Here is a 25,754-nt window from a genome sequence, read left to right as displayed (position 1 = left end):
CGCGATGTACGTCCTCGGGCTGGACATCGGCGGGACCTCCTCGCGGGCCCTCCTGCTCGACGCCTCGGGGCGGCGGGCCGGATACGGCAGGGCGCCCGGCGGCAATCCCGCGGCCCACGGCAACGTCGTCGCCGTGGCCAACATCGGCCTGGCGCTGGAGCTCGCCCTGCGCGGCGTCGACCCGGGCCTGGTGGCCGGGGCGGTCATCGGGCTGGCGGGTGGCGGGGCACTGGACCACCGGGTCTTCGACCTCATGTGGGCCGCCACCGGTCTGCGCGTCCCGCCCCGGCTCACCGGCGACCTGGGCATCGCCTTCGCCGCGGGTACGGCGGAACCGCGCGGCACCGCGCTCATCGCCGGGACCGGGGCGATCGCCGCCAGGATCGAGGACGGCGAGCCGGTGACGATCGCCGACGGGCTCGGCTGGCTGCTGGGCGACCAGGGCTCCGGGTTCTGGCTGGGCAGGGAGGCGGCGGCCGCCGCCGCCCACGCCCTCAGCAGGGGCGACGCGGGCGGCAGGCTCACCCGCCTCGTCGCGGGCGCCCTGCTGGAGGGCGAGCCGTTCCCTCCCGCCCCCGCCGCGCCACCCTCACCGGCCCGGCGCGGGGTCGGCGAGATGGGGGGCGGTGCCGCTGGCACGGCGGAGGAGATGCGGGCACTGGCGATCAGGCTGGTGGTCCACGCGCAGTCGCGGCCCCCGCTGGAGCTGGCCCGGCTCGCCCCGCTCGTCAGCCGGGCGGCGGCCGAGGGCGACCCGGTGGCCCTGGAGATCGTGTCCACCGCGGCCCGGCTGCTCTGCGAGACGGTGGCCGAGGTCCGCCAGGCGGGTGAGACGAGCCCGATCGTGCTGGCCGGGAGCGTGCTGACCAGCGAGGGACCGGTCGCCTCGGCCGTACGGGAGAGGCTGGGGCCCTCGACGGTCCTGGCGGGCGACGGCGCGGGGGCGGCGGCGTGGCTGGCCGGCCGGGAGGTGTTCGGCTGGGACCGTGCCACCGCGGCCCGGCTGCACGCCCGCATCGTCTCCGGAGACTGACCGGGCTCCGTTCCCGCGACCGGTCCGGCCTTCTTCCGGCTTCCGGCTTCCGGTTTTCGGTTTCGGGCTTTCGGTTTCCTGCTTCCTGCCTCCGGCTTCCGGTTTTCGGCCTCCGGCGGTGGCCGTGGTCAGTCCCCGGCGCGCGGTCCGGGCGGATCGGCGGGGTCCGCGCCCGCGTCGTTCCCGGTGTCCCCGGGGTGTGCGGGCCGGGCGGGGTGGGCTGCCATCTGGGCGGTTCAGGCGGTTCGTCTCCGGCGCGCGGGCCGGAATCCGGTCCCGGTACATACATCGATGTACGTCCGAGATGGGCCTGCGCGACGATGTCCGCGGGCCCGCCGGACGGGATCGTGGAAGGCGTGACAAGTCGCCGTATCGAAGTGCTCGACCTGCTCAGGGGGATCGCCATCGTCGGCACCCTGGGCACGAACATCTGGATCTTCACCGACCCCGGGGGCCCCGCCGACGTCCTCGGGGCGCTGGGCCGGCCGGGAACCCTGGAGACCTTCCTCCGCTCCCTCACCAACGGCAAGTTCCTCGCACTGCTCACCCTGCTCTTCGGGGTCGGGCTCGAACTCCAGTACCGCTCGGCCGCGCGCCGTGGCGTGCCGTGGCCCGGCTGGTACCTGTGGCGGGCCGGGCTGTTGTTCGTCGAGGGCCTGATCCACTACCTGCTGATCTTCGAGTTCGACGTGCTCATGGGCTACGCGCTGACCTCGATCATCGTGGCGTACCTGATCGGCAGGAGCGACCGCGCGGTCAAGGTGTGGATGATCGCCGTCGGGTCGGTGTTCGCCGCGCTGATCGGCCTGCTCACCCTCGGCATGCTCTCCGGCCAGGAAAGCGTGGGCGGGGCGTCGGAGCCGTCCACGCTCTTCACCGACGGCACCTACCCGCAGCAGGTCGCCGCCCGGATCGAGATGATCGGCCTCTACCGGATCGAGATCGTCCTCATCGTCCCGATGGGCATCGTGCTGTTCCTGCTCGGCTCTCGGCTGATGCGCGCAGGGGTGTTCGAGGACTCGGCGCGGGGCGCCACGCTGCGCCGGAGGCTCATGGTCGTCGGGCTCGCCGTGGCCCTGCCGCTGAACCTGGTCACCGCCTTCGCCGGTCCCGGCTGGTTCCTGGTGGACCGGTACCTGCTGCCTCCGCTGGTGGCGCTGGGCCTGCTCGGTCTCGTCGCGACCCTCGCGCGGCGGGCGACCGGCGCCCCCGGCGTGCTGAGGCGGGGACTGACCAACGTCGGCCGTACCGCCCTGAGCTCCTACATCTTCCAGAACCTGGTCGCGTCGGCGCTCTGCTACGGCTGGGGGCTCGGCCTGGCCGCGAGGTTCGACGATCTGGGGCCGTGGTGGGTGGTGGCGGCCTGGGCGGGCATCTGCGCGCTCTTCATGACGCTCTCCACGCTGTGGCTGCGGCGCTTCGAGCGGGGTCCCGTCGAGACGCTCTGGCAGTGGGCGTACCTGGCGCCCCAGGGGCGCCCGAAGAACCCTGATAAAATAGTGGAAGTTTCCACCAAACGTTAGGGCTTGGTTTGTCGCGGAGGGTCGCCGGTACGGTCGCGGCCCTTCTGCTGGCCCTGATCGCCCTCGTGTACGCCCCGCTGCCGGGGCCCGCCGACCATCCCGCCGTCCCCGGGGCCGCGATCACGCTGGCCAGCGGGGTCGGCTTCGCTCCCGCGACCCCCTACTCGCCGGCGTGCGACCTGTCCCCGCCGGGCCCCGGCCTCGCGCCGCCCGGCCCCCTGGCGAGGGTGGCGCCCCTGCCCTCCTGGCCGGTCCCGGCCACGCACGCCCTGTACGACGACAGCTCTCCCCGGGCGCCCCCGTCAAGCGATCAGCAGAGGTTCCTGCCCGAGATCGTTTGACGGAGGTTTTTCCATGTTCCACGAATGTGTGTTCGCCATGCCCGCGATCTTCTCCGAGGGAGGGAGGCATGGCACTGGGTGACGCCCTCGTCGCGCTCGGCGGCTCCTTCCTCGCCGCCGGGATCATCGCCAGGCTCGGCACCCGGATAGGGCTGCCGACCATCCCCCTGTTCATGCTGGCGGGCATCATCTTCGGCCCACACACGCCCGGTCTCGCCCTTGTGGAGAACCCGGCGGACCTGAAGGTCATCGCCGCGCTCGGCCTGATCTTCCTGCTGTTCTACCTCGGCCTGGAGTTCTCCCTCGACGACCTGGTGGCGGGCGGCAGGCGCCTGGTGTTCGCCGGGGTCGGCTACATCGTGCTCAACGTCGGAGGCGGCCTGGCCTTCGGGTTCGCCGTCGGCTGGGGGAGCAGGGAGGCCATGGTCCTGGCCGGGGTGATCGGCATCTCCTCCTCGGCGATCGTGACCAAACTCCTGGTCGACATGGGGCGCCTCGGCAATCCCGAGAGCCGCCTCATCCTCGGGATCATCGTCGTCGAGGACGTCTTCCTCGCGCTCTACCTCGCCGTACTGCAGCCGGTCCTCAGCGGCGCCGACAGCTTCGGCGCCGCCGCGATCTCCTTCGGCAAGGCGTTCGCCTTCCTGATCGTGCTGACCGCGCTGGCGCGGTGGGGTACGCGGCTGGTCAACAAGCTGGTCACCACCAGGGACGAGGAACTGCTGGTGGTGACGTTCACCGGCCTGGCGATCCTCACGGCCGGGATCGCCGAGGAACTGGGCGTCTCCGACGCCATCGGTGCCTTCATGATCGGGCTCATCCTCAGCTCCAGCAGGGCGGCCCCGCGCATCCGGCAGCTCGTCCACCCGCTCAGGGACGCCTTCGCCGCGCTGTTCTTCTTCGCGTTCGGCCTGTCCATCGAGCCGGGCGACATGCTGTCGGTGGCCTGGCCCATCACGATCGCGGTGCTGGTCACGGTGCTTCTCAACGTCGTGGCCGGGGTGCTGGCGGCGAGGCTCAACGCGTTCGGCCGGGCCGAGGCGGTCAACATCTCGCTGACCGTGCTCTCTCGCGGCGAGTTCGCCCTGGTCCTGGCGACCATGGCGCTGGCCGCGGGGCTGGACGACAGGCTCGCCCCGTTCATCGCCGGGTACGTGCTCGTCCTCGCCCTGCTGGGCCCGCTGGTCGCGAGCCGCTCCGAGCAGATCGCCCGGCTGCTCCCCGGCGGAAGGCGCGGGGGGAGGCGCGGGGCGAGGGAGGCGGACCCGGTGGCGGACGAGGACCGGGAACCGGTCTCCTAGGCTCCGCCCGTGACGGCCGCGCACGGGGTGGTTTCGCCTGTGGCAGCCGCACACCTGGTGACTCCGCCTGTGACGGCCGCGCGCGGGACGGTTTCACGCGTGCGGCCGTGCACGGGATGGTTTCGCCCGTGAGGGCCGCGCGTGACTGCTCCGCGACGTCGGCCGGGTCGTCCCGCCACCGGGGCGGCGCTTCCAGGGCTCGGGGAGCAGCCCTCACTAGGAGGCCGCCGAGGCTCTCGCCTCGGTGGTCTCCCCGGCCGGAGCCCGCCCGCCGCGGCGCCACAGGATCACCGCCGCTCCCGCCGCCGCCACGACGAGCACGCCCGCTCCGGCGAGCCACGGCCACGGAACGGTCGTGCCCGCCCCGGCCGGCGAGGAGGTGTCCCACAGGATCACTGTCTTGTCGTCGCTGCCGGTGGCGAGGGTCTTGCCGTCGGGGCTGAAGGCGACCGACCACACCGAACCGGTGTGGCCGGTGAGCGGGTCGCCGACCGGCTGCCGGGTCCGCGTGTCACACAGCCGGACGGCGGAGCCGGTGCCCACGGCCAGGGTGTTGCCGTCAGGGCTGAGCGCGAGAGCGTGGATCTCGTCCGGATGGCCTGTGAGCGGGTCACCGATCGGCTGCCGGGTCGCCACATCCCACACGATCACTGTCTTGTCGCCGCCGCCGGTGGTGAGGGTCCTGCCGTCGGGGCTGAAGACGACCGCCCGCACCAATCCGGTGTGGCCTTTCATCGGGTCGCCGATCGGCTGCCGGGTCGCCACATCCCACAGGATCACCGTCGTGTCGTCGCTGCCGGTGGCGAGGGTCCTGCCGTCGGGGCTGAAGGCGACCGACTGCACCCAGTCGGTGTGGCCGGTGAGGGGGTCGCCGACCTGCTGCCAGGTCGCCGTGTCCCACAGGATCACTGTCTTGTCGGCGGAGGCGGTGGCGAGGGTCTTGCCGTCGGGGCTGAAGGCGACCGACCGTACCCAGTCGGTGTGGCCGGTGAGGGGGTCGCCGACCTGCTGCCGGGTCGCCGTGTCCCACAGGATCACCGTGTGCTCGTCGGGGTCGGCCCCGTTGTCGTTGTTGCCGCCACTGGCCAGGAGCCTGCCGTCCGGGCTGAACGCCATCGCCTCCACCGCCCTGGTGTGGCCTTTCATCGGGTCGCCGACGGGCCGGTGGGTCCGCGCGTCCCACAGGATCACCGCGCCGTCACCGTCGCCGCCGGCCAGGGTCTCGCCGCTGGGGCTGAACGCCACCGTGTTCACCGTCTCGGTGTGCCCCCTGAGCTTGGCGACCTCGGTCACCTTCGCGGGGCTCGTCGGGGGCCAGAGCAGGTAGGCCGCGGTGGCGACGGCCAGGAGAGCGGCGGCCACGACGATCGCCGGGCGGAGCCGGTTCCCGGGGGCGCGTGCCGCGGGCGCGAGAGCGGGCGAGGTGGGCGGCGAGGCGGTGGGGGACACGGCAGTGGGAGACACGGATGTGGGGGACACGGAGGTGAGCGGCAGCGTGACGGGCGGCCGTACCTCCTGGCGCGCGGTGGCGTGCGGCTCGGTCGGCGGAGGAGCCGGGGTGTGGGGAGCCGGTGTGCGGGGAGCGGATGTGAGGGGAGCGGGGCGATCGGCGATCCGGGTGTCGCCGTCGTCCGGCCGGGGTCCGGCGGGGGATTCACCGGCTGCCGGGGTGGCGGCGATCTCGGCGAGCGCGGCGGCGGCCTGGGCGCCGGTGAGACGGCGGGCGGGCTCCTTGCGCAGCAGCCCCTCCAGGAGGGGCGCCAGGGGGCCGGCGTGCACGAGCGGGGCGGGCGGCTGGGTGGCGATCGAGACGTAGATCGATCCGTGCGTCGTGCCGCTGAACGGCCGGCGGCCCTCGACCGCGGCGTACAGGGTGGCGCCCAGCGACCACAGGTCCGACGCCGCGGTGGCGGGATGGCCGTTGATCTGCTCGGGGGAGATGAAGGCGGGGGTGCCCAGGGTGACGCCGGTGCCGGTGAGGGTGACGTCTCCCTCGACGGTGGCGATCCCGAAGTCGGTCAGCACGACCCGCTCACCTTCGAGCAGGACGTTGGCGGGTTTGATGTCGCGGTGGGTGATCCCGGCGGCGTGGGCGACCGCCAGCGCCGCCAGGATCTGCGTGCCGATCGCCGCCACCTGGCGGGGCGGCAGGCGCCCCCGGGTTCTCAGCAGCTCGTCCAGTGAGGGCCCGTCGATGATTTCCGTCACGATCCACGGGCGGCCGTCGGCTTCGACGACATGGTCGTGGACGGTGATGATCGCCTGGTGTTTCAACTGCGCGGCGGCTCGGGCCTCACGCTGCATTCGCCTGTAGAGCGTCTCGCGCGCGGAGACGTCCAGATAATCGGGGAGGATGAGTTCTTTGATCGCCACCTGGCGGTGCAGGCTCTCGTCCAGCGCCCGCCACACCGTGCCCATCCCGCCGCGGCCCAGCACGTCCATCAGCCGGTATCGCCCGGCGACCAGCCTGCCCGCGTCATTCGCCACGATAAAACCTTAACGACGACTCAGTGCCATAAGCCGTAAAGGGGAACTGATCGTGACCGTGATGATGCCGAGCGTCGATCATTCGATCGGCGCGGCCGTCACGCGAATTCTCCGGAAAACCCGGGGTGACGACAAGGAATTCCTGCCGGAGAGATTAACGGCGGCTGACAGGAATCGCCGGCAGGAATGGCCGGTGGGTCGCTCGCGATCAACGCATCCTGGTGGGAGCGGCCTGTCCGATACGAAATCCGGACGCGCTCAGGTGAAGTAGTGGCCCTCCTTCAGGTCGGCGATCAGCCCCGGACAGGTCGGCTGCCATCCGAGCAGGTCACGAGTGATCTGTGCCGAGGCGGGGCCGTCGACTCCCCAGAAGCCGCCGAGCCAGCCGACGTACTCTCCGGCCTGCTCGGGGGTGACGGAGACGGCGGGAACGCCGAGGTGTGACGCGAAGACCTCGGCGACCTCGCGGATCGGCACGCCCTCGTCGCCGACCGCGTGCAGCACCGACCCGGCCGGCGCGGACTCGAGCGCGAGGCGGAACAGGCGTGCGGCGTCGTCGCGGTGGACGGACGGCCAGCGGTTGGCGCCGTCGCCGACGTAGGCCGCGGCGCCTTTCTCGCGCGCGAATCCGACCGCGGTCGAGATGAACCCGTTGTCGCCGTCGCCGTGCGTGGCCGGCGGGAGACGCACGATCGAGGAGCGGACTCCGTGGCCGGCGAGCGCGAGAGTGTGGTGGGCGTTGCCCATCCGCCCGTCCCCGCCGCTGATCGGACCCTTGCGATTCCCGGCGTCCGCCAGTCCGTCGCGTTCGGTGGCGACGGCTCCGGACGGGAGTCCGAGCACGCCGAGGATGCCGGAGGCGACGACGAAGGGCTTGCCGGTGCCGGTGAGGGCCTCGCCGAGGGTTTCGATCGCCGCGCGATCGGCGTCGGTGGCGCCGGCGTAGTCGCCGGCGAAGGCGATGTCGTGCTTGAACGCGAGGTGGATGACCCCGTCGGACGACGCGGCGGCGTCGCGCAGGGTGCCGAGGTCGTCGAGCGATCCCGGCCGGACCTCGGCCCCCGCGGCTCGCAGTGCTCGGGCCGCGGCGTCGGAGCGGGCGAGCCCGATGACCGTGTGACCGGCGGCGGTCAACTCGGTAACGAGCCCGCGGCCGATCCAGCCCGACGCTCCGGTGACGAAAACGCGCATGGGGAACCTCCAGGACGTGGGCGCCTGCCGGGCGGATCCGCGGCAGGCGGCCCTTGAAGTCAGACACCATTCTTTGTACAGTCGTGCTAGAAAAGTCAAGTCGAGACGCACACCCGGAGGCAGTGATGGCGGGGCGGCCTGTCGATTACCAGCGGCGTGCCGAGTTGCTCGACGCGGTGGTCGACTACACGGTCGAGCACGGGTTCTCCGAGCTGTCGTGGCGGCCTGTCGCCGCCGCCCTCGGGGTTTCGCCCACGACGTTGGTGCATCGCTTCGGCACCAAGGAACAGATGCTCCAAGCCGTCCTCGGGCGCCTGCGGGAGCGCATCTTCCAGGCCACCGGCGAGACGGCCGGAAAGCAGCCGGACCTGGCGACGGTCGTGCGCGCGGTCTGGGAACGGACCTCCGACCCGCGCCAGGGCGCGGAGTTCAGGCTGTTCTTCGCGGTCTACGGACGCGCCCTCCAGGCTCCCCAGCAGTTCTCGGACTTCCTGGAGCACGTCGTGACCGACTGGATGAGCGCCCTACGCGACGCGCAGGGACCGGACACCGACCCGGCGACGGCGACGCGCACGGCCACCCTCGTGATCGCCACGATCCGCGGGCTGCTGCTCGACCTGCTCGCCACCGGCGACCGTGACCGGGTCCACGACGCCGCCGAGAGCTTCCTCGCCACTCTCGAACAAAGCGCGGCCGCCAAGGGCGCGGGGCCGTGCTGAACCGTCGGCCGCGCGAGGTGATACGTCGCGCGGCCGGGTCGGGCGATCGCCGCCACAGTGGCACACGAGGCCGCCGCCATGATGATCGGCGCCCGGCGCACCCGCGCCGACCTGTGCCGGCCCCGCCGGACGATCCGCCGCCAACCGGCGTGGACCCCCACCCCGGCCGGCGTTCGTGGTCGACGCGCTAGCCGTCCACGGCGGTGCGGCGTCCGATGATGGGACGCAGCACGTCCAGCACCGTCGCGTCCTCGATGGTCGAGGGGGCGGGCTCGTCGGAACCCTCCGCGATGCCGCGCATGGTCTTGCGCAGGATCTTCCCCGACCGGGTCTTCGGCAGGGCCGGGACCACGTCCACCTGCCTGAAGGCGGCCACCGCGCCCACCTGCTCGCGGACGGCCAGGACCAGCTCGGCCCGCAGGGTCTCCGGGTCGATCTCCGCCCCGCTCTTCAGCACCACGAAGCCGCGCGGCACCTGCCCCTTCAGCTCGTCGGCGACCCCGATGACCGCGCACTCGGCCACCGCCGGGTGCGCTGCCAGCACCGCCTCCATGGACCCGGTCGACAGCCGGTGCCCGGCCACGTTGATCACGTCGTCGGTGCGGCCCATGACGAACAGGTAGCCGTCCTCGTCGAGGTGGCCGCCGTCGCCGGTCAGGTAGTAGCCGGGAAAGGCCGACAGGTAGGACCTCACGTAGCGCTCGTCGTCCTGCCAGAGGGTGGGGAGCGTGCCGGGCGGGAGCGGGAGCCGGATGCAGATCGCCCCCTCCTCCCCGGGGGCGCACTCGGCGCCGGAGGCCCTCAGCACGCGCACGTCGTATCCGGGGACGGGCACGGTGGGAGAGCCCGGTTTGATCGGCATGGGCTCCAGCCCGCGCAGGTTGGCGGCGACGGGCCAGCCGGTCTCGGTCTGCCACCAGTGGTCGACGACCGGCACGCCCAGCTTGCCCGCGGCCCAGTGGTAGGTGTCGGGGTCCAGGCGCTCCCCGGCGAGGAACAGCGTCCGCAGCGACGAGATGTCGTACCCGCGCAGCAGGGCCGCCTCAGGGTCTGCCCTCCTGATGGCGCGGAACGCGGTCGGCGCCGTGAACAGCGCGTTCACCCGGTGCTCGGCGATCACCCGCCAGAACACGCCCGCGTCGGGGGTGCCGACCGGCTTGCCCTCGTACAGCACGGTCGTGGCGCCGCGCAGCAGCGGACCGTACACGATGTAGGAGTGCCCGACGACCCAGCCGACGTCGGAGGCCGCCCAGAACACCTCGCCCGGCGCGATGTCGTAGACGTTGGCCATGCTCCACAGCAGCGCCGTCGCGTGCCCGCCGTTGTCGCGCACCACGCCCTTCGGCAGGCCGGTGGTGCCGCTGGTGTAGAGGATGTAGAGGGGGTCGGTCGCCCGCACCGGCACGCATTCGGCCGGTTCGGCCTTCGCGCTCGCCCAGTCGACGTCCCGCCCCTCCACCAGCTCGGCGGGGGCCTGCTCGCGCTGCAGGATCACGCAGTGCGCGGGCCGGTGCCGGGCCAGGTCGAGCGCGGCGTCGAGCATCGGCTTGTACGGCACCACGCGGGCGGGCTCGATCCCGCAGGAGGCCGACACGACCACCTTGGGACGCGCGTCGTCGATCCTGGCCGCCAGTTCCTTGGGCGCGAACCCGCCGAACACCACCGAGTGCACCGCGCCCAGCCGCGCGCACGCCAGCATGGCGATCACCGCCTCGGGCACCATCGGCATGTAGACCACCACCCGGTCGCCGTGCTCCACCCCCAGCGACCGCAGCACCCCGGCGAACCTCGCGACCTCGTCGCGCAGCTCGGCGTACGTGTGGCGCCCGCCGGTGCCCGTCACCGGGCTGTCGTGGATCAGCGCGATCCGGTCGCCGTGGCCCGCCTCGACGTGCCGGTCCAGCGCGTTGTGGCAGGTGTTCAGCTCCCCGTCGGGGAACCATCGGTAGAAGGGCGGAGCCCCCGCGTCGAGCACCTCGCGCGGTGGCCTGCTCCAGGTGACGGCCTCGGCGGCCTCGGCCCAGAAGTCCTCGGGATCGGCGATGCTGCGGGCGAAGGCGTCAGCGTACGACATCAGGCCATCATGCTCTTTCCCGGACTCCCGGTCGAGGAACTCTCGCCCGCGGGCGTGCTCTCCCCGGTCCGGCGTGTCAGGCGGGGGCACGCCGGACTCGCCGGACCGGCCGGAGAATCAGGTGATTCCGCTCGGTTCGGCGGGGGCGGTGTAGCGGGCCTCGATGAGCTCGCGCACCCGTCCTCTGGCGTCGTCGACGGAATCACCGGGATTCCGCTCGACCTCGGCCACCTCGGCCGACAGTTCCTCGTCCTTGACGCTGTCCGCCAGCCATCGCGAGTAGTCGCCCCGGCGCAGATGGTAATTCCACGTCTCCTCGTCGACGCCGTCGGCGATGCGGCAGAACGCCGTCAGGTTGCCGGCCCGCAGGTTCAGCGCCTTCTCGGGACCGCGGAAGTAGAAGCTGGCGTCCTCGCCGAGCTCGCCGGCCGCGTACTTGCGGCGGTGCCTCTGGCGTTCCTCCTCGGGCGGGGCCAGCCGTACCCTGACCGGCTCGCCGTCGAGCTCCCAGAACAGCAGGTCCCCGGTCGGCAGGTCGGGAAGGTCCCGCCCGGGAGCGTCGTGGCCGGTGGCGGCGGCGAACGCGCCCAGGACGTCGCCGGGCTCGTCCCCGACCGCGACGACCGTGTTGAGGGTCCGCACGACCGCCTCGCTGACCGCCTCGGGATGCACGGTGACCAGCAGGAGGCCGCCTATCTCGCGGAGCAGCTCCACCAACTGCAGTTTGAACCCGTCGGGCATCATGTGGTGGGCCTCGTCGACCACCAGCCAGTGCGGGTGCCCGTAGTTGGCCGGCAGCGCCGACAGGTGGGGCAGGAAGTCCTGGAAGAAACCGGGCCGGTCGTCGAGGGGTACGCCCAGCAGGTTGACCACGACGCTCTGCCCGGCGTCCCGCAGCACCTGGATGATCTCCTCCTGGGTGGGCGCGCGCCGGACGTCGCCGAGCACGGTCGCGCCCTCGATCCCGTCGGTGTAGTCGCCCTCGGGGTCGATCAGGCAGAACCGGTAGCCGGCCTTGGTGATCCGCTCCAGCAGCGCGGCGGTGACGGTGGACTTGCCGCTGTGCGAGGGCCCGGCGACCAGCACGCGCATGCCGTGTGGCGGGAACCGTACCTCCCCGGCGTCGCCGGTGCCCAGGAGCAGGTGGTGACGCGTCACGTCCACGTCGGCCAGGTCGTTCTCGATGAGCCGGTCGATCAACTCGACGACCCCGGCGCCGCGCTCCCGCTCGGTCACCAGGTCACACCGTTCCTTGACGGCGGGGAGCGCGTTGGCCACCGCCACCGCGCACTCGCAGGCGGCCAGGAACGCGTGGTCGTTCTCGGCGTCGCCCACGCCTATCGTGCTGTGCGCCGACACCTCGAGTTCGGCCAGGGCGGTGGCCAGGCCGGTGGCCTTGTTGACCCCCGAGGGCAGGACCATCACCGCACCCTTGTTGAAGATCACCTGCATCTCCAGGCCGAGGTCGCGGATGGCGTCGAGAACGGTCTCGGCGTGGGGTTCCGAGGTGGCCACGACCACCGAGCCGACGCTGAGCGGTTGCACGCCCATCTCACGCAGGCGCTCGACGAGGGCCTCGGGCGGCGCCTCCGCGAGGGACGTGCTCTCCTGCTCGCCGGGACGGTGGAGCACGGCCCCGTTCTCGGCGACGACCAGGTCGAACAGGTCCAGCCGCGAGAAGTCCCGGGTGAGAGAGCCGAGCTCCCTGCCGGTGACCATGACCAGCCGCCGCCCCGAGCGGGCGAGGCGTTCGAGCGCGTCCAGGGTGTCGCCGTCGACGCGGCCCTCGGTGGCCAGCGTTCCGTCGTAGTCACAGGCCAGAACGTGATAGCGCATGCCGGGCCACTTACCCCGCCCCCGGGAGGGAAACGGGATGCGGGGTGAACTTCTCCCGGCGGGAAGCCGTTCCGGCGGCGGAGCGGGACCGCGGGTCAGCCGGACACGTTCCGGCGGCGGACGAGAACGACCATGACCGCGACGGCGGCCAGCGCGGCGGCGGCGATGACGCCGATCTGGAGGGGCAGGTCGTCTGACGAGCTTTCCTGGGCGCGTTCGGCCAGTGCCGTGGTGGACGCCGGCGCGGCCGCCGCGGGGAGCACGATGTCCTGCGCCTTCACGGTCGCCGACTTGCGGGCCTCGGCGGGCTTGGTGGCGGTCACGGTGACCTTCCACTCACCCACCGGGAGCGGCTCGGCCGCGTTGTAGAGGTTCTGGCCCTCGGGAGCCGACTTCAGCGGGATCGGGCCGAAGGTGCGGCCGTCGGGTGCCGTCGCGAGCAGGGTCGCCGCGACGATGTCGGTGACCGGGCGGCCGTCCTTCTTCCAGTTGAACAGCACGTTGACATTGCGGCCGCCGTCCCCGACGACCTCCAGCGCGAGGGGTGAGCCGGGCGCGGCGGAGGCGGCCGGGGCGCCGAGCAGCAGCCCGAGCCCGGCCAGCAGGATGGCCGCGGCGTATCTCAGGGCCTTGTTCACGGGTCGTGATTCCCTTCCGGGTTCGATGACAGGTTCGGCGACGGGTTCGACAGCGGGTCCGGTGACAGGTTCGGCGAACGGGTTCGGCGACGGGTCCGGCGGATGTACGCCGGACCCACCGGAGCGCGGAACGGGGTGCCCCGCGTCGTGGGGCACCCCGACTACGGATCCATCGGGGGTGCCGGGCTCATGGGAGGAGCTCGGCACCCCCCTGGTCGGGGCCGTGGCCCCACTTACACGGGCGTGCCGCCGTTCGCGACGATCAGGGCGTTGGCGTCACGCAGGAGCGTGGCCTTCACCGTCGGGTTGGAGACGATCTTCCGGTCGTTGACCTCCTTGATGAAGTGCTCAAGCTCCTTGACGATCTTCTTCTTGTCCGGCTCAGGCTTCTTGTTCTCGGCCTTCATGACCTTGGAGATCTTGTCCTGAAGCTTCTTGGCGCCCTTGTCGGACAGTTGCCCGGCCGCCTCGAAGCGCTCGATCAGGGCGGAGATGTCGCCGGTCGAGGTGACCGTTTTGAACGTGACCGACTGCTCGTACCGGCCGCCGGACTCGGTCTCGACGGTGACGGTGAGCTTGTGCTCGCCCAGGGCCAGCGTGTGGAGCGGCTGGAGGGTCCCGGACGTGAACGGCCGGTCGTCCAGCTTGCCGGTCACGGTCTTGATCCTGGTTCCGTCGACCTCCCAGGCGATGGTCAGGTCCTGGCTGTCGCCGTACTCGGTGCCGTCCGCGACACCGGAGATGAGGATGGTGGGCTCGGTGTCGCCATCCTCGATCTTGATGGTCGCGGCCTTGGTCTCCTCGACGTTGCCGGCCTTGTCGGTGGCGCGGTAGCGCAGCTCGTGGTCACCGACACCGGTGACGTCGACCGTCGTGGTGTAGGGCGTCCAGTCGCCGCTGTCGAGGGCGTACTCGATCTTCTCCACGCCGGACGTCGCGTCCGCCGCGGCGAGGGTCACCGGCACGGTGTCCTGACCGACCGGGAGGAAGTCTGCAGTCGTGACGGGCGGGGTCGCGTCGACCTTGACGGCGAGCGTCTTGGTCGCCTCGACGTTGCCCGCCTTGTCGACGGAACGGTACGCCAGGGTGTGGTCACCGTCACCGGTGATGACCACCGGCTCCAGGTACGTGGTCCAGGCGCCGCCGTCGAGCTGGAACTCGGTCTTGTCGACACCGCTGCCCTGCGCCTCGTCGGCGCCGGCCAGCGTGACCAGGATCAGGCTGTTGAACCACCCGTTCGCCGGCTGGGCCGGGTCGGGGGTGGCCGTGGTCACCGGAGCGGTCGAGTCGGCCGTTCCGCCACCGTTGAGGCGGAAGTAGTCGAACTTGACCGTCTTGGACGCCTGCTGTGAGGTGCCGATGGTGAACACGCCGATCTTGCCGTTGCCGACGGCGGTGTTCGCCACCGTCTGCGCGAGCTCGGTCCACGTGGTGCCGTCGGCGGAGTAGGACCCCTTGAAGGTGGTGCCCTCCTTCTTCAGACGCAGGTGCCAGACGCCCTGGGTGAGCGTGCCGGTCTGCGGCTGCGGGTTCTGGACGGTTCCTCCGATCTCGCTGCGCAGCTCGATCCGGCGCGACACCGCGGAACCCGCGGCGTTGCCGGTGACATAGTCGAGCTTCACGTAGTTGTCGTCACCGGCGTAGACCATCAGGCCGCCCTGCTGGTACTGCTCGTTGAGCGCCGACCCGTCGACCTTCGTCTCCAGTGTCCAGTCGCCACTCGGCGCCGTCTGCAGGATGAAGTTCTTCGTGCCGCTGTTGCCGGTCCCGTAGATGTCACCCGTCGTGGTGTCGATCTCCAGGTTGCCGCCGATGACCCGGGCGGTCGAGCTGTCGCCACGGACGATCGCGTCCCAGCGGCAGGTGTCGATGGACGAGCCGTTGAACTCGTCGCTCGGCGCCGGCTTGACCACGGTGTCGTCGGGGCTGATGTGGAACCAGTCGAAGGACGCGTCGACCACCGGGCGGGTACCCGTGCTCACCAGGGAGAGCAGGCCGATCTTCGGGTTGGTGATCCCGGCGAGGGCCTTCGTCTGCGGCATCGCCGTGAAGGTGGTCCCGTCCGAGGAGTAGTGGGCGGTGAGGTTGGTGCCGTCGCTCATGAACCGCACGTACACCGTGTCGGGGTAGGCGTCCCCGAGGTTGGCCGTGTTGCTCTCCGTCACCTCGTTGGGCGTGCCGTTCTCCTCCCGGATGAACTGGAAGATGCGGGCCGCGTGGTCGTTGGTGCCCCGAGCCTGGAGCACCATCTTGGCGTAGTTGTTGTCGTCGCCGTACACGATCAGACCCGCCTGCTGGTAAGCGTCGCGGGCGTTCAGCGTGACCTTGGTGGTGGCCGTCCAGGCTCCCTGCGGCACGGGCTGGAGCACGATGTTGGTCGTGGTGCCGGCGCCGGAGCCGTAGATCTCGGTGAGCGACGTCGGGAGGACGAGCTTGCCGTCCGCGACCTTGAGGTTCTGGTCCTCACGGACGACCGACCAGCGGTTCCGGTCGAGCTCGGTGCCCAGGAAGTCGTCGGAACGACCGCTCAGGCACGTGCTGTTCGGCGGGTCCACCTTGATGGAGATCGTCTTGCTCGTCGAGGCACCCTTGGCGTCGGTCACGGTCACCGTGGCGGTGTACGTGCCGGGCGCGGTGTAGGTGTGGCTCGCGTTGGGAGTGGTCGGCTCCGGCGAACCGTTCACGCCGAAGTTCCACTTGTAGGTGAGCGGGGTGTTGTTGTCGGGGTCGGTGGCGGTCGAGGTGAAGTCGACCTTCAGCGGAGCGACACCCGTGACCGGGGTCGCCGACGCGGTCACCGTCGGGCGCTGGTTGTCCGTGGCGCCCTGGCCGATGAAGTCGACCCAGTTGACGTTGACCAGGTAGGCGTCGTTGGCCGCGCTCGCCGGCTTGCGCACGATGAAGAACAGCGGGCCGGTCGTCGCCGGGACGTTGGTCAGGTCGACCGTGACGTCCTTGTACGTCTGCCAGCCGCCGGTCGGGGCGATGTCGACCGAGCCCACCAGGGTCCCGGTGTCGGCGTTACCCGTCTTGATCTGCACGGTGCCGCCGGCGCCGCCCGAGGCGACCCGGAGGCGCACCTGGTTGATGCCGGTCAGGTTGATCGGGGTGTAGGCCCAGTAGTCGCCGTCGTTGGTGAAGGCGATGCTCTGGTTGCCACCCTGCGGGTCGGTGGCGGCCTCGGCCTGGACGCCGGGGGCGTCGGTGCCCGTGCCGTCCGCGACCCTGCCGGTCGAGGAGAGGTGCTCGGCCTGCTTGCGCTTGGGCTGGAGGATGACCTCGGCCCGCCCGGTCAGCGACTGGGCGCCACCCGAGCCGCCCTTGTCCGCGTAGCTGGCCTCAAGGATGTAGAACAGGTTGTCGTCGATGCCGTGGCCGCTGTCGGACAGCGTCTGGATGGTGCCCTCGCAGCCCTCGTGCTGGTCGAGCGGGTGACCGTGGCTGTCGTGGCCCAGGTACGCCTGGATCTTGACGTCGTCACAGTCGATCGTGCCGTCCTCGGCGTCGGTGACGACGATCTTGTAGTTCACCTGGTCGCCGAACTCGAAGAACGCGCCGTTCGGCGGCAGTTCGAAGGTCACCTTCGGACGGGAGTTGCCCGCCGTGATCGGCAGGCTCGCCGTGCCGCTGAGGCCGTCGGGGTTGCTGACGGTCAGGACCACGCTGTACTGCCCGGCCTCGGTGAAGGTGTGCGAGGGGTTGGCCTCGGTCGAGTCGGTGGTGTCGTCACCGTCGAAGTCCCACGCGTAGGTGATCGGCTTGCCGTCCGGGTCGCTCGATCCCTGGCTGGAGAACTGCACGGTCAGCGGGGCCGGACCGTCGGTCTTGTCCGCGGAGACGCGGGCGATCGGCGGGCGGACGCCCTTGACGTACTCGATGCGGTAGATGCCGGAGTCGGCGTTGTCGCCGCCGAAGCCGGAGCCCCACTCGATCAGGTACAGCGCGCCGTCGGGGCCGAACTTGATGTCCATGGGGCGCTTGAAGCTCATACCCCCCAGGATCTGGTTGATCTTGATCTGGGCGTTGCCGGCCTCGTTGAGCTGGAACGAGAACATCTTGTTCGTGTTCCACTCACCGAAGATCGCCTTGCCGTCCCAGTAGGCCGGCCACTTGACGGTCGACTGCAGGTCGGCGTCGTAGCGGTAGACCGGGCCCGCCATCGGCGCGCCGCCGTTGAGCTCCGGGAAGGAGTTCGCGTTGGTGGCGCTGGTGTACGGGATCGACGCCGCGATCGCCGCGGGCAGCGTGGTCAGACCGGTGTTGTTGGGGGAGTCGTTCACCGGCGCGGCGCAGTTGAACGCCGAGCCCGACGCCTTGGTGGCGAAGTTGTAGTCGATGTACGGCGTGTTGTCGCCCACGCAGAACGGCCAGCCGTAGTTGCCCGGCTTGCTGACCAGGTTCCACTCGACGGTGCCTCGCGGGCCACGGGTGGCGCTCGCGGCACCGGCGTCGGGTCCGTAGTCGGCCACCATCGGGAAGCCGGTCTTCGGGTCCAGGCCCATGCGGAACGGGTTACGGAAGCCCATGGCGTAGATCTCGGGCTTGGTCTTGGCGGTGCCCGCGGGGAACAGGTTCCCGGACGGCACGGTGTAGGTGCCGTCGTCCTGCGGGGTGATGCGGAGCAGCTTGCCGCTCAGGTCGTTGGTGTTGCCCGAGGTGCGCTGCGCGTCCCACGAGGACCGGCCCGACTGCTCGTCGATCGGCGTGTAGCCGTCCGAGGCGAACGGGTTGGTGTTGTCACCGGTGGCCAGCCACAGGTCGCCGGTCTTGCGGTCCATGAGCATGCCGCCACCGTGGTGGCAGCACTCGGCCCGCTGCACCGGCACGTCGAGAACGACCTTCTCGCTCGAGAAGTCGAGCGTGTCGCCGTTGACCGTGAACCGGCTCAGCCGGTCGACGTTCTGGCCCGTCGGCGAGTAGAAGAGGTACAGCCACTTGTTGGTGTCGAAGTCCGGGTCCAGCGCCAGGCCGAGCAGACCGCTCTCGTTGGCGGTGAACACGTTCAGGCGACCGGCCGTCACGGTCGAGCCGGTGGTCTTGATGATCTTGACGTCACCCAGGCGGTCGATGTAGAAGACCCGCCCGTCCTTGGCGATGTCGGTCATCATCGGGTTCGACGTGTTGTCGTCGAGGGTGACCTTCTCGAAGCTGCCGCTCTGCGAGGCGGAGCAGTCGGCCTTCTCGACGCCCGCGGCGGTCTTGATCCCGCCGAGGAGCATCTTCAGGAAGTTCGGCTCGGCGAAGCTCTCCTTGGTGTGGCCGAGGCCGGTGTACCAGGAGCGTCCGCCGTTGTAGTCCTGACACCAGGAGATCGGGTGGTCGATGCCCTGGGTCGAGCCGGTGTAGGACTTCTGGTTCATCGACTGCAACACGTGCACGTTGTTGCGCGGGTTGGCCTGGAAGTCGTACCACTCGTCGACGCGGGTCCACGAGGTCGGCAGGTGCGAGGTCGACGGGTGGGCGGGGTCCTCGGTGAGGACCGTCGCCTGCTGGGTCGCCGGGTGCGACTTGAAGTACGCGCCGACGAGCTTGCCGTACCACTCCCAGTTGTAGCCGCTGTCGGAGGCCGCGTGGACGCCCGCGAAGCCGCCGCCGCCCTGGATGTAGCGCTCGAAGGCGGCCTTCTGGTCCGGCGTGGTCACGGGGTCGCCGGTCGTGGACATGAAGATGACGGCCTGGTACTGCGCCAGGTTGGCGTCGGTGAACTGGGCGCTGTCCTCGGTCGTGTCGACCGAGAAGTTGTTCTCCAGTCCGAGCTTCTGGATGGCGGCGATTCCCTCGGGAATCGAGTCATGCCGGAAACCGCTGGTCTTGGAGAAGACCAGAACCTTGAAGGCGGGCTCGGCGGCGGCCTTCACCGACGACGTCCGGACCTTGGAGGCGGACTCGGTGGCGGCGTTCGCCGGCGAGGTCATGAACGTGAAGACGGGCATCAGGGGCACGACGAGGGCCAGAGCCATCGTCGCCGCCGTCCGGCGTAGGGAGTGGTTTTCGGTTATCGGCAGGATCTTTGAGATCCTGGCCCACGTTCGAGAACGTGGTGACATAGGGGGATTCCTTCCCTGACTGGGGGGTCGTCAGGCAAAGCGCGCGCCGCCGCACTGGTGCCACTTGCTACATGGGGGGTTGGGTACTGCGGTGACTGGAGGGTGCCGCCTCCAGAATCTGTGGGCCTGTCAGATGGCTGACAGGCGGGGTAATGGATCCATGATCATGGTCGGGTGGTCGATGAGCCGGTTGACCACCATGCTCGCGGCGCCCCGTGAGGCGGCGCCGAAGCCGAGGTCGGAGGCGATGAACCGGCACCGGTTGGCGGAGCGGGCCACGACCAGCCGTTCCAGCTCCGCCTGCGCGTGGGGCAGCAGCCATTCGGCGAGGGTGGCGAAGTAGCCGCCGACGACGATCACCCGCGGGTTGAACAGGTTGGCCAGGATCGAGCCGCCGAGCCCGAGCCACCGCCCCACCTGCGCGACCGCGTCCATCATCTGGCGGTCACCCGCGGCCAATCCTCTGGCGATCTCCGTCGCGTGCTCCTCGGGGTCGGACACCGGCAGATCGGCCGACCGGCACGCCCGGTCGGGCATGGCCATCCGTACCAGCGCCGTCAGCCCCACCTTGGTCTCCCAGCAGCCGTGCCGTCCGCAGCCGCAGCGGTCGCCGCCCGGGTCGACCGGCAGGTGCCCGACCTCGCCGGAGAAGCCGTCCGCGCCACGGAGCAGCCTGCCGTCGACGAAGATGCCACCGCCCACGCCGACCTCGCCGGTCAGGTAGACGAGATGGGGGGTGCCGGCGGCGACGCCGGAGGTGTGCTCGGCCACGGCCGCGAGGTTGGCGTCGTTGTCCACTGACACTGGAACGCTCCATGGGTCGAGTGCGGCCGACAGTCGTGCCGCCAGCGGCAGGTCGCGCCAGCCCAGGTTGGGCGCGAACGTGACGACACCGCGCGCCACGTCGACCAGGCCGGGGACCGCCACCCCGAGGCCGGCCGGGACGGTCTCGGCCCGCTTCATCGTCTCGGCGGCCTCCAGGGCCATCTGGCTGAGCACGCGCAGGGCGCAGTCCGGCCCGCCGGCTATCGCGTCGAAGGCGACCCGGCGCTCCACCAGGACCCGGCCGCTGAGGTCGGACCCGTGAACCGAGATGTAGTCGACATTGATCTCCAGGCCCAGCGCGCCGACATGCGCGCCATGCAGAGCCAGGGGCCGCCGGGGACGGCCGATCGCGCCGGCGTGCTCCGTGCCGATCTCCCGGACCAGTTGCCGGTCGAGCAACGCGGACACCAGGTGGGAGACCGTGGCCCGGTGCAGGCCGGTCACCTCCGCGATGTCGGCCCGGGACTGGGCCGCGTGGTCACGCAGGTGGCGCAGGACCAACGAGAGGTTCGCCTGACGCACCATGGGAGGGCTGGTCGGTAGGGCGGTGCCGGCCGCGTGCGTGATGTTGTGCTCCTGGGGCACGCGAGTCACCGCCTTTCGTTTTTCTCAGCAATCAACTATTGAGGTTTGTAACACGCTTGTGTCGGGCGTGTACCTTGTTGCGAGGTAACGAGTTGACATCTTCCGAATATGTGGAAGTGGGTGGCGTGCGTGTCGTCCGGGCAAATCGTTACATTTGCGCTGTTTGTCCTTTTGGGTCAGCGGTATTTGGTGTAACCGGCCCGGACGGATTTCAGGGACGGGGAGGCGGTCAGGCCGGCTCGCGCGCCCACGGGGGGTTGGCCCCGGCCACCGAGCAGGTGAGCGAGGCGACCCGGGCGGCGAAGGTCGCGGCATCCACCGCCCGGTCGAGATCGAGCCGGTCGAGCCGCCCGCCGAGCAGGCCGGAGGCGTGCAGCCGGTGCAGGAGCCCTGCGGTGAAGGAGTCACCGGCGCCGACGGTGTCGACGACCTTCGTGGGCGGTGCGGGGACCGTGGCGCGCTCGCCGTCGACGGAGACGAGCGCCCCCAGCGGGCCGCGGGTCACCACGACCAGGCGCACCCCGGCGTCGTGCCAGGTGTCGCAGACCCGCTCGACCGGCTCACCGGGGTGGATGTGCTCCAGGTCGTCGTCGCTCAGCTTGATCATGTCGGCCGACACGCACCACCGGGGCATCCGCTCCCGGTAGACGGCCGGGTCGACGAGTACGGCCCGCACGTTGGGGTCGATCGAGATCGTGGCGCCGACGGCGCTCGCCGCCAGCGCCTCCTCCACGACCTCCGCACCCGGCGCGCGGACCAGGGCCAGCGAGCCGGTGTGCAGGCACGAGATGTCGCCGATCCGCTCGGCGGTCAGCTCCACCGCGCTCCACTCCCAGTCGGCGGCGCCGTCGGCGTGGAAGGAGTAGCGGGCCTGCCCCGATCCGTCCAGGGTGGCCACCGCCAGGGTGCTGGGCTCGGTGGCGGCGACGCAGCCGTTCAGGTCGACCCCGGAGGCGGTGAGGTGCGCGCGGAACAGGGCGCCGAAGGAGTCGCCCGACAGGCGCCCCAGGAAGCGGGTGGGGGTGCCGAGACGGGCCAGGGCCACCGCGGTGTTCGCGGGGCCACCGCCGGGCAGGACGCGCAGGACGAGTTCGTCCCGCGTGCCGCCCGGCGCGAAGACGTCACCCGCTGTGGAACCGTCCGTCGTGGATCCGGCCGTGGGAGAGTCGCGCGGGGTGGAGCCACCGGAGAAAGGGCCGTCTGTGGTGGAGCCACCCGAGGCCGGGGCGCTGTCCGGGGTGAGAGCGCCGCTCGTGGTGAAGGCGTCGGCGACGCACTCGCCGAGCACGGCGACCTGGGTGGAGGGCACTATCTCCGCCTTTCCTGGAGGTATCTCCTCGAAGGTATCTCGCCCGGAGACGGCTTCTTGGAGACGGCTCCTTGGAGACGGCGCGGCAGGTGTTCCGGTGACACCGCCGGTAGCGGTCTCGTCCACATGAGCCACGAGTGAGCCACGAGCGAGCCGGGAGCGAGCCACGCCGGGTCAGGCGGCGGTGACGGCACCGGAGGCGCCGTCGACGGTGATCTCCTGGCCGGTGACGATGTGCTCGGTCGCCCCGCTCACGCCCACCACGGCCGGGATCCCGTACTCGCGGGCCACCACGGCGCCGTGGGAGTTGGCGCCGCCCATCTCCATCACCAGGCCGCCCGCCGTCAGGAACAGCGGGGTCCAGCCGGGATCGGTGGAGGGGCAGACCAGGATCTCCCCGGGCTCCAGGTGCGCGCCGACCGGGTCGAGGACGACCCTGGCGACACCGGTGACGATGCCCGCCGAGGCTGGGGTGCCGGTCAGCGCGCCGTCCACCGGCGCCCGTACGCCGACGGCCTCCGGCTCGGTGCCGTCGGAGAGCAGGACGCGAGGGACGTGCCTGCGGCGCAGCTCGCGGGCGGCCTCCTCGCGCCGCCGCGCCACGAGATCCGTCAGCGCGGGTCGCGCGGCGGCGGCCGTGGCTCCCCGGGAGGGCGGAGCGGCGAGGGCCGCCCTGGCCTCGCGGAAGGTCAGGAAGAAGACGTCGTCGGCGTCGGCCAGCACCCCGCGCGCCGCCAGCTCGACGCCGACGGCCAGCAGCTCGGCCCGCATCGCGGCCAGGGCGGTCACCATGGCGTACTTGGGCATCTCGCGCAGGCCCACCAGGGCCCGGGTCCTGCCGAGCGCGAAGCGGACAAATCGCCCGCGAACACCTCCGACCCGCCCGCTCAGGGCTTTGATCGTGAGAACGGCCTCGGCCGCGCCCTGGGCGAACAGGGCGTCGGGGGCCAGGGCCGGGTTCTCCAGCCGCAGGTAGTTGGCGAGGACGCCGATGATGTGGGTCGGATCCTCCGACCAGCGCGGCAGCCCGAGGTCGATCTCGGCGACCGCCCTGACGCCGTAGACGGACAGGAAGTCCGCCAGGCCACCTCCCACGACGCCGGGAAGCGATCCGGCGTGGAAGCGCTCGGCCAGCTCGGCGGCGGGGGTGTCCAGCACCAGGGCGGTGGCCTCGCGGTCCTCGCGGATGCGGGTGGCCAGCCGCCACAGCGCCAGGTCCATCTCGGTGGTCACGTTGTGCGGCAGCCCGCGCAGGACCGCCTGCAACTCGCCGGGCCTGGCCCGGTCACCCAGCACCTTGGCGGCCAGGCCGAGCATCGCGAACCCGGCCGCCGCAGCCGGAGCGATGGTCGGCAGCAACGGGAAGACCTGGCGGCTCAGCACCCGCTCGACGTGGTCGAGGCGCCCGTCCGGGGTGGAGCCCTCGGGGGCGGCCAGCCCTCTCCGGAGGCGCGCGTCCAGCAGCTCCACGTCCCGGTGCGCCGACGCGGGGTCGATCAGGGCCCGTACGGCGCGCTGTGGAACGCGGAAGCGGGACGCGATCCTGACCGCCCGGCGCAGGGGCGGGCGGAGCGAGGGCTGGTTGACGCCGAACCGGGGGTCGTCGAACAGCCCGCGCAGCACCTTCGCCGACCGCGCCTCCATCACGTCGAGCACCCTCGGGAAGGCCACGCGGCCCACCCTGCCGCGTATGAAGCCGGTGACGTCGAAGAACAGCCGCCCGCCCGACTCCGCGATGACGGGGGCCCCGGCCACCCGGTCGGCCACCGGGATTCCCAGCATCTCGAACACCGACGACGACAGCAGCCTGAAGGCCGACATGCCCATGGGGGTGATCGGCCGGTAGAGGCCCTGGGCCAGGCTGAAGCAGAAGTAGATCCGCGTGCCGCCGGCCTCGAAGCCCTCGGGCCGCGTGCCCGGGGCGCCGGTTCCCTCCGCGCCCGTGCCGCCCGCCACGGGCGACGGCTCCGCGTGGTGGGGGATCGGATAGAGCGTGGTGATGGGACGCGACTGGGTCAGCCAGAGGACGCCGCCGGAGTCGATCGCCCACTCGGTGTCCTGGGGCGCTCCGTAGTGCCGCTCGACCCGGTCACCGAGCTCGGCCAGCGCCGCCAGTTGCGCGTCGGTGACACAGGCGCCCTCCGCGGGCTCCGCGCCCGCGAGCACCTCGACGTGCTCGACGCCGCCGCCCGCCAGTGACCGTACGGCCAGCCGCTTGTCGCCGAGGCGACGCTCGGTGATCCGGCCGGTGGCGGTGTCGACCACGAAGTGGTCGGGGTTGACCGCGCCGGAGACCACGGCCTCGCCGAGACCGGGGCCGGCGTCGATCACCGCCTCGCGCCGCCGCCCGGTGACCGGGTTGGCGGTGAACATCACTCCGGCCACCTCCGACTGGACCATCTCCTGGACGACCACCGCCAGGCGCACCGAGCCGTGGTCGATGCCGTTCGCGGCCCGGTAGGCGACGGCACGGTCGGTCCAGAGCGAGGCCCAGCACCGCCGGACCGCGTCCAGCACGGCGTCGGCGCCGATCACGTTGAGATAGGTGTCCTGCTGCCCGGCGAAGCTGGCGTGCGGCAAATCCTCGGCGGTCGCGGAGGAGCGGACCGCGACGGGACCGTTCGCGCTGCCGCGTACGGCGCTCGCGATGTCGTCGGGGACCGGCGCGGTGAGCACGAGCCCGCGGGCCTTCGCGGCCAGCGCGTTCAGGGTGGGGACGTCCCCGGCGGCCGTCGTGGCGAGGACCGCGAGCACCTCCTCCAGCCCGGCCCGCTCGGTGACCCTGCGGTAGGCCTCGGTGGTGACGCACAGGCCGGGGGGAACGGGAAACCCGGAGGTGGTGAGCACGCCGAGATTGGCGGCCTTGCCGCCGACCAGGGGCAGCATCTCCGCCCCGATGTCATCGAATCTCAGGATGAGCGGCTTGGGCATGGGTGCGTCGTCTCCTTGAGGCTTCGCCGAGAAGCGCCATGGCCCGGGTCACGAGCTCGCGTTCTTCGGCGGTCAGATGGGCCATGACTTCGAGCTGGGCGTCGGCCCGGACGCGTTCGAACGTGCGGAGGAAATCCGTTCCGGCAGGGGTGAGGGCGATCCGCCGCACCCGCCGGTCGTCGGGATCCTCCCGGCGGTCGGCCAGTCCTCGTCGTACGAGCTGGTCGACCAGGCGGCTGGTGGCCGAGACGGACCGGCTGATCCGCCCGGCGAGCTCGCGGAGTGTCGGGGCGACCGGCTCGTCGAGGATGTAGAGCGTGGCGATCTGGATCATGGAGGGCTCGTCGCCCTCGAACCCGCTCAGCAGGTGGAGCAGCAGACCGGGGATCAGCGCCCGCCGGAAGTCGCCGATGTCGTCGGCCAGCCGGTCTCGCTCCGCGCCGTCCACGGGGTCCATCGGGCAACTCCTTGCATCACTGCAACTAATGCGTTGCCGCAAGGTTAAGCCGGAGAGGGAAGGAAGTCAACAAGTGATGAAATTAACGTGGTGGGCCGCCCGCCGGTGTCGTGAGGTGTCCGGTTCGCGGGGGGAGGAGGCGAGGCCGTGGCGGCGCGCGGCCCTCCGCGAGTCGCCGTCCGGCCTGAACACGGCGGTGGACACGGCTGTGGGCGCGGCGCTGAGCACGGTGCTGGAGACGCAGTGCTGGAGACGCAGTGCTGGAAACGCGGTGCTGGAGACAAGGCCGGACACAGCACGAAGCCGGCCCCCAGGGGAGCCGGCCGGGTTCGAGCGTGGGAGACCGATCGGGTCGGGATCGGGTCGGTGTCGGGGTGTGGTTAGAAGGCGTCGCCCCAGCGGCCGCAGTCGTCGAACTTGTCGGTGCCCTCGCAGACGCGGATCTTGAAGTCGTCGA

General features: G+C 71.3%; 16 protein-coding genes. 6 read left to right on the top strand and 10 right to left on the bottom strand.

Features of this window, described 5'->3' with window-relative positions:
* The first annotated feature begins 4 nt into the window (after positions 1-4).
* The 4 genes from ACSDR0_RS18330 (at position 5) to ACSDR0_RS18315 (ending at position 4,198) form a co-directional block, all read left to right on the top strand.
* The gene (locus ACSDR0_RS18330) at positions 5-1,033 is read left to right on the top strand and encodes an N-acetylglucosamine kinase (RefSeq protein ID WP_435290037.1); all 1,029 of its coding nucleotides are present in this window, start codon (positions 5-7) and stop codon (positions 1,031-1,033) included.
* A 356-nt stretch (positions 1,034-1,389) separates the two neighbouring features.
* Positions 1,390-2,556 (top strand): DUF418 domain-containing protein, encoded by a 1,167-nt coding sequence (locus ACSDR0_RS18325; protein ID WP_435290036.1) that lies wholly within the window; start codon positions 1,390-1,392, stop codon positions 2,554-2,556.
* A gap of 8 nt (positions 2,557-2,564) precedes the next feature.
* Positions 2,565-2,897 (top strand): hypothetical protein, encoded by a 333-nt coding sequence (locus ACSDR0_RS18320; RefSeq protein ID WP_435290035.1) that lies wholly within the window; start codon positions 2,565-2,567, stop codon positions 2,895-2,897.
* A 68-nt stretch (positions 2,898-2,965) separates the two neighbouring features.
* Positions 2,966-4,198, top strand: a complete 1,233-nt coding sequence (locus tag ACSDR0_RS18315; RefSeq protein WP_435290034.1) for a cation:proton antiporter — start codon at positions 2,966-2,968, stop codon at positions 4,196-4,198.
* Between the two features lie 216 nt (positions 4,199-4,414).
* Here the strand turns inward: ACSDR0_RS18315 and ACSDR0_RS18310 are convergent, their stop codons facing one another.
* Positions 4,415-6,685 (bottom strand): WD40 repeat domain-containing serine/threonine protein kinase, encoded by a 2,271-nt coding sequence (locus tag ACSDR0_RS18310; protein ID WP_435290033.1) that lies wholly within the window; start codon positions 6,683-6,685, stop codon positions 4,415-4,417.
* A 52-nt stretch (positions 6,686-6,737) separates the two neighbouring features.
* Here ACSDR0_RS18310 and ACSDR0_RS18305 point away from each other — a divergent pair, with 52 nt between their 5' ends.
* Positions 6,738-6,956: a hypothetical protein gene (locus ACSDR0_RS18305; protein ID WP_435290032.1), complete on the top strand. Its 219-nt coding sequence runs from the start codon at positions 6,738-6,740 to the stop codon at positions 6,954-6,956.
* Here ACSDR0_RS18305 and ACSDR0_RS18300 read toward each other — a convergent pair.
* The gene (locus tag ACSDR0_RS18300) at positions 6,944-7,876 is read right to left on the bottom strand and encodes an SDR family oxidoreductase (protein WP_435290031.1); all 933 of its coding nucleotides are present in this window, start codon (positions 7,874-7,876) and stop codon (positions 6,944-6,946) included. The two genes, ACSDR0_RS18305 and ACSDR0_RS18300, sit on opposite strands and share 13 nt — an antisense overlap.
* Positions 7,877-8,001: 125 nt before the next feature.
* Between ACSDR0_RS18300 and ACSDR0_RS18295 the strand changes: the two genes are divergently transcribed.
* On the top strand, positions 8,002-8,595 hold the full coding sequence (locus ACSDR0_RS18295; RefSeq protein ID WP_435290030.1) for a TetR/AcrR family transcriptional regulator: 594 nt from the start codon (positions 8,002-8,004) through the stop codon (positions 8,593-8,595).
* Positions 8,596-8,782: 187 nt separating this feature from the next.
* Here the strand turns inward: ACSDR0_RS18295 and ACSDR0_RS18290 are convergent, their stop codons facing one another.
* The 8 genes from ACSDR0_RS18290 to ACSDR0_RS18255 all read right to left on the bottom strand — a co-directional run bounded on the left by ACSDR0_RS18290 (position 8,783) and on the right by ACSDR0_RS18255 (position 25,297).
* Complete coding sequence (locus ACSDR0_RS18290; protein ID WP_435290029.1) at positions 8,783-10,669, bottom strand: propionyl-CoA synthetase; 1,887 nt, start codon at positions 10,667-10,669, stop codon at positions 8,783-8,785.
* Positions 10,670-10,786: 117 nt separating this feature from the next.
* Positions 10,787-12,505: an HAD-IIB family hydrolase gene (locus tag ACSDR0_RS18285; RefSeq protein ID WP_435290028.1), complete on the bottom strand. Its 1,719-nt coding sequence runs from the start codon at positions 12,503-12,505 to the stop codon at positions 10,787-10,789.
* A 95-nt stretch (positions 12,506-12,600) separates the two neighbouring features.
* Entirely contained in the window at positions 12,601-13,143 is a 543-nt protein-coding gene (locus ACSDR0_RS18280) for a hypothetical protein (RefSeq protein ID WP_435290027.1), read from the bottom strand.
* A gap of 233 nt (positions 13,144-13,376) precedes the next feature.
* Entirely contained in the window at positions 13,377-19,103 is a 5,727-nt protein-coding gene (locus ACSDR0_RS18275; protein WP_435290026.1) for a ThuA domain-containing protein, read from the bottom strand.
* Between the two features lie 216 nt (positions 19,104-19,319).
* Positions 19,320-20,609, bottom strand: a complete 1,290-nt coding sequence (locus ACSDR0_RS18270) for an ROK family protein (protein ID WP_435290025.1) — start codon at positions 20,607-20,609, stop codon at positions 19,320-19,322.
* Positions 20,610-20,829: 220 nt separating this feature from the next.
* On the bottom strand, positions 20,830-21,909 hold the full coding sequence (locus tag ACSDR0_RS18265) for a carbohydrate kinase family protein (RefSeq protein WP_435290024.1): 1,080 nt from the start codon (positions 21,907-21,909) through the stop codon (positions 20,830-20,832).
* Between the two features lie 174 nt (positions 21,910-22,083).
* Complete coding sequence (locus tag ACSDR0_RS18260; RefSeq protein WP_435290023.1) at positions 22,084-24,840, bottom strand: PEP/pyruvate-binding domain-containing protein; 2,757 nt, start codon at positions 24,838-24,840, stop codon at positions 22,084-22,086.
* Entirely contained in the window at positions 24,809-25,297 is a 489-nt protein-coding gene (locus ACSDR0_RS18255; RefSeq protein WP_435290022.1) for a MarR family winged helix-turn-helix transcriptional regulator, read from the bottom strand. Before ACSDR0_RS18255 ends, ACSDR0_RS18260 begins: the two co-directional genes overlap by 32 nt.
* Between the last annotated feature and the right edge of the window lie 457 nt (positions 25,298-25,754).

This window comes from Streptosporangium sp. G11, assembly GCF_051192615.1.
In the GTDB taxonomy this organism is placed as follows: Bacteria; Actinomycetota; Actinomycetes; order Streptosporangiales; family Streptosporangiaceae; genus Streptosporangium.
The sequence above is the reverse complement of the archived record's forward strand: the minus strand, read 5'-3'. Positions and strand labels throughout refer to the sequence as shown.

Excerpts from the sequence above, each read along its gene's own strand:
- ACSDR0_RS18330 (WP_435290037.1), top strand. The coding sequence starts at position 5 with ATGTACGTCCTCGGGCTGGACATCGGCGGGACCTCCTCGCGGGCCCTC.
- ACSDR0_RS18275 (WP_435290026.1), bottom strand. The coding sequence starts at position 19,103 with ATGGCTCTGGCCCTCGTCGTGCCCCTGATGCCCGTCTTCACGTTCATG.
- ACSDR0_RS18300 (WP_435290031.1), bottom strand. The coding sequence starts at position 7,876 with ATGCGCGTTTTCGTCACCGGAGCGTCGGGCTGGATCGGCCGCGGGCTC.
- ACSDR0_RS18315 (WP_435290034.1), top strand. The coding sequence starts at position 2,966 with ATGGCACTGGGTGACGCCCTCGTCGCGCTCGGCGGCTCCTTCCTCGCC.
- ACSDR0_RS18285 (WP_435290028.1), bottom strand. The coding sequence starts at position 12,505 with ATGCGCTATCACGTTCTGGCCTGTGACTACGACGGAACGCTGGCCACC.
- ACSDR0_RS18255 (WP_435290022.1), bottom strand. The coding sequence starts at position 25,297 with ATGGACCCCGTGGACGGCGCGGAGCGAGACCGGCTGGCCGACGACATC.
- ACSDR0_RS18295 (WP_435290030.1), top strand. The coding sequence starts at position 8,002 with ATGGCGGGGCGGCCTGTCGATTACCAGCGGCGTGCCGAGTTGCTCGAC.
- ACSDR0_RS18290 (WP_435290029.1), bottom strand. The coding sequence starts at position 10,669 with ATGTCGTACGCTGACGCCTTCGCCCGCAGCATCGCCGATCCCGAGGAC.
- ACSDR0_RS18260 (WP_435290023.1), bottom strand. The coding sequence starts at position 24,840 with ATGCCCAAGCCGCTCATCCTGAGATTCGATGACATCGGGGCGGAGATG.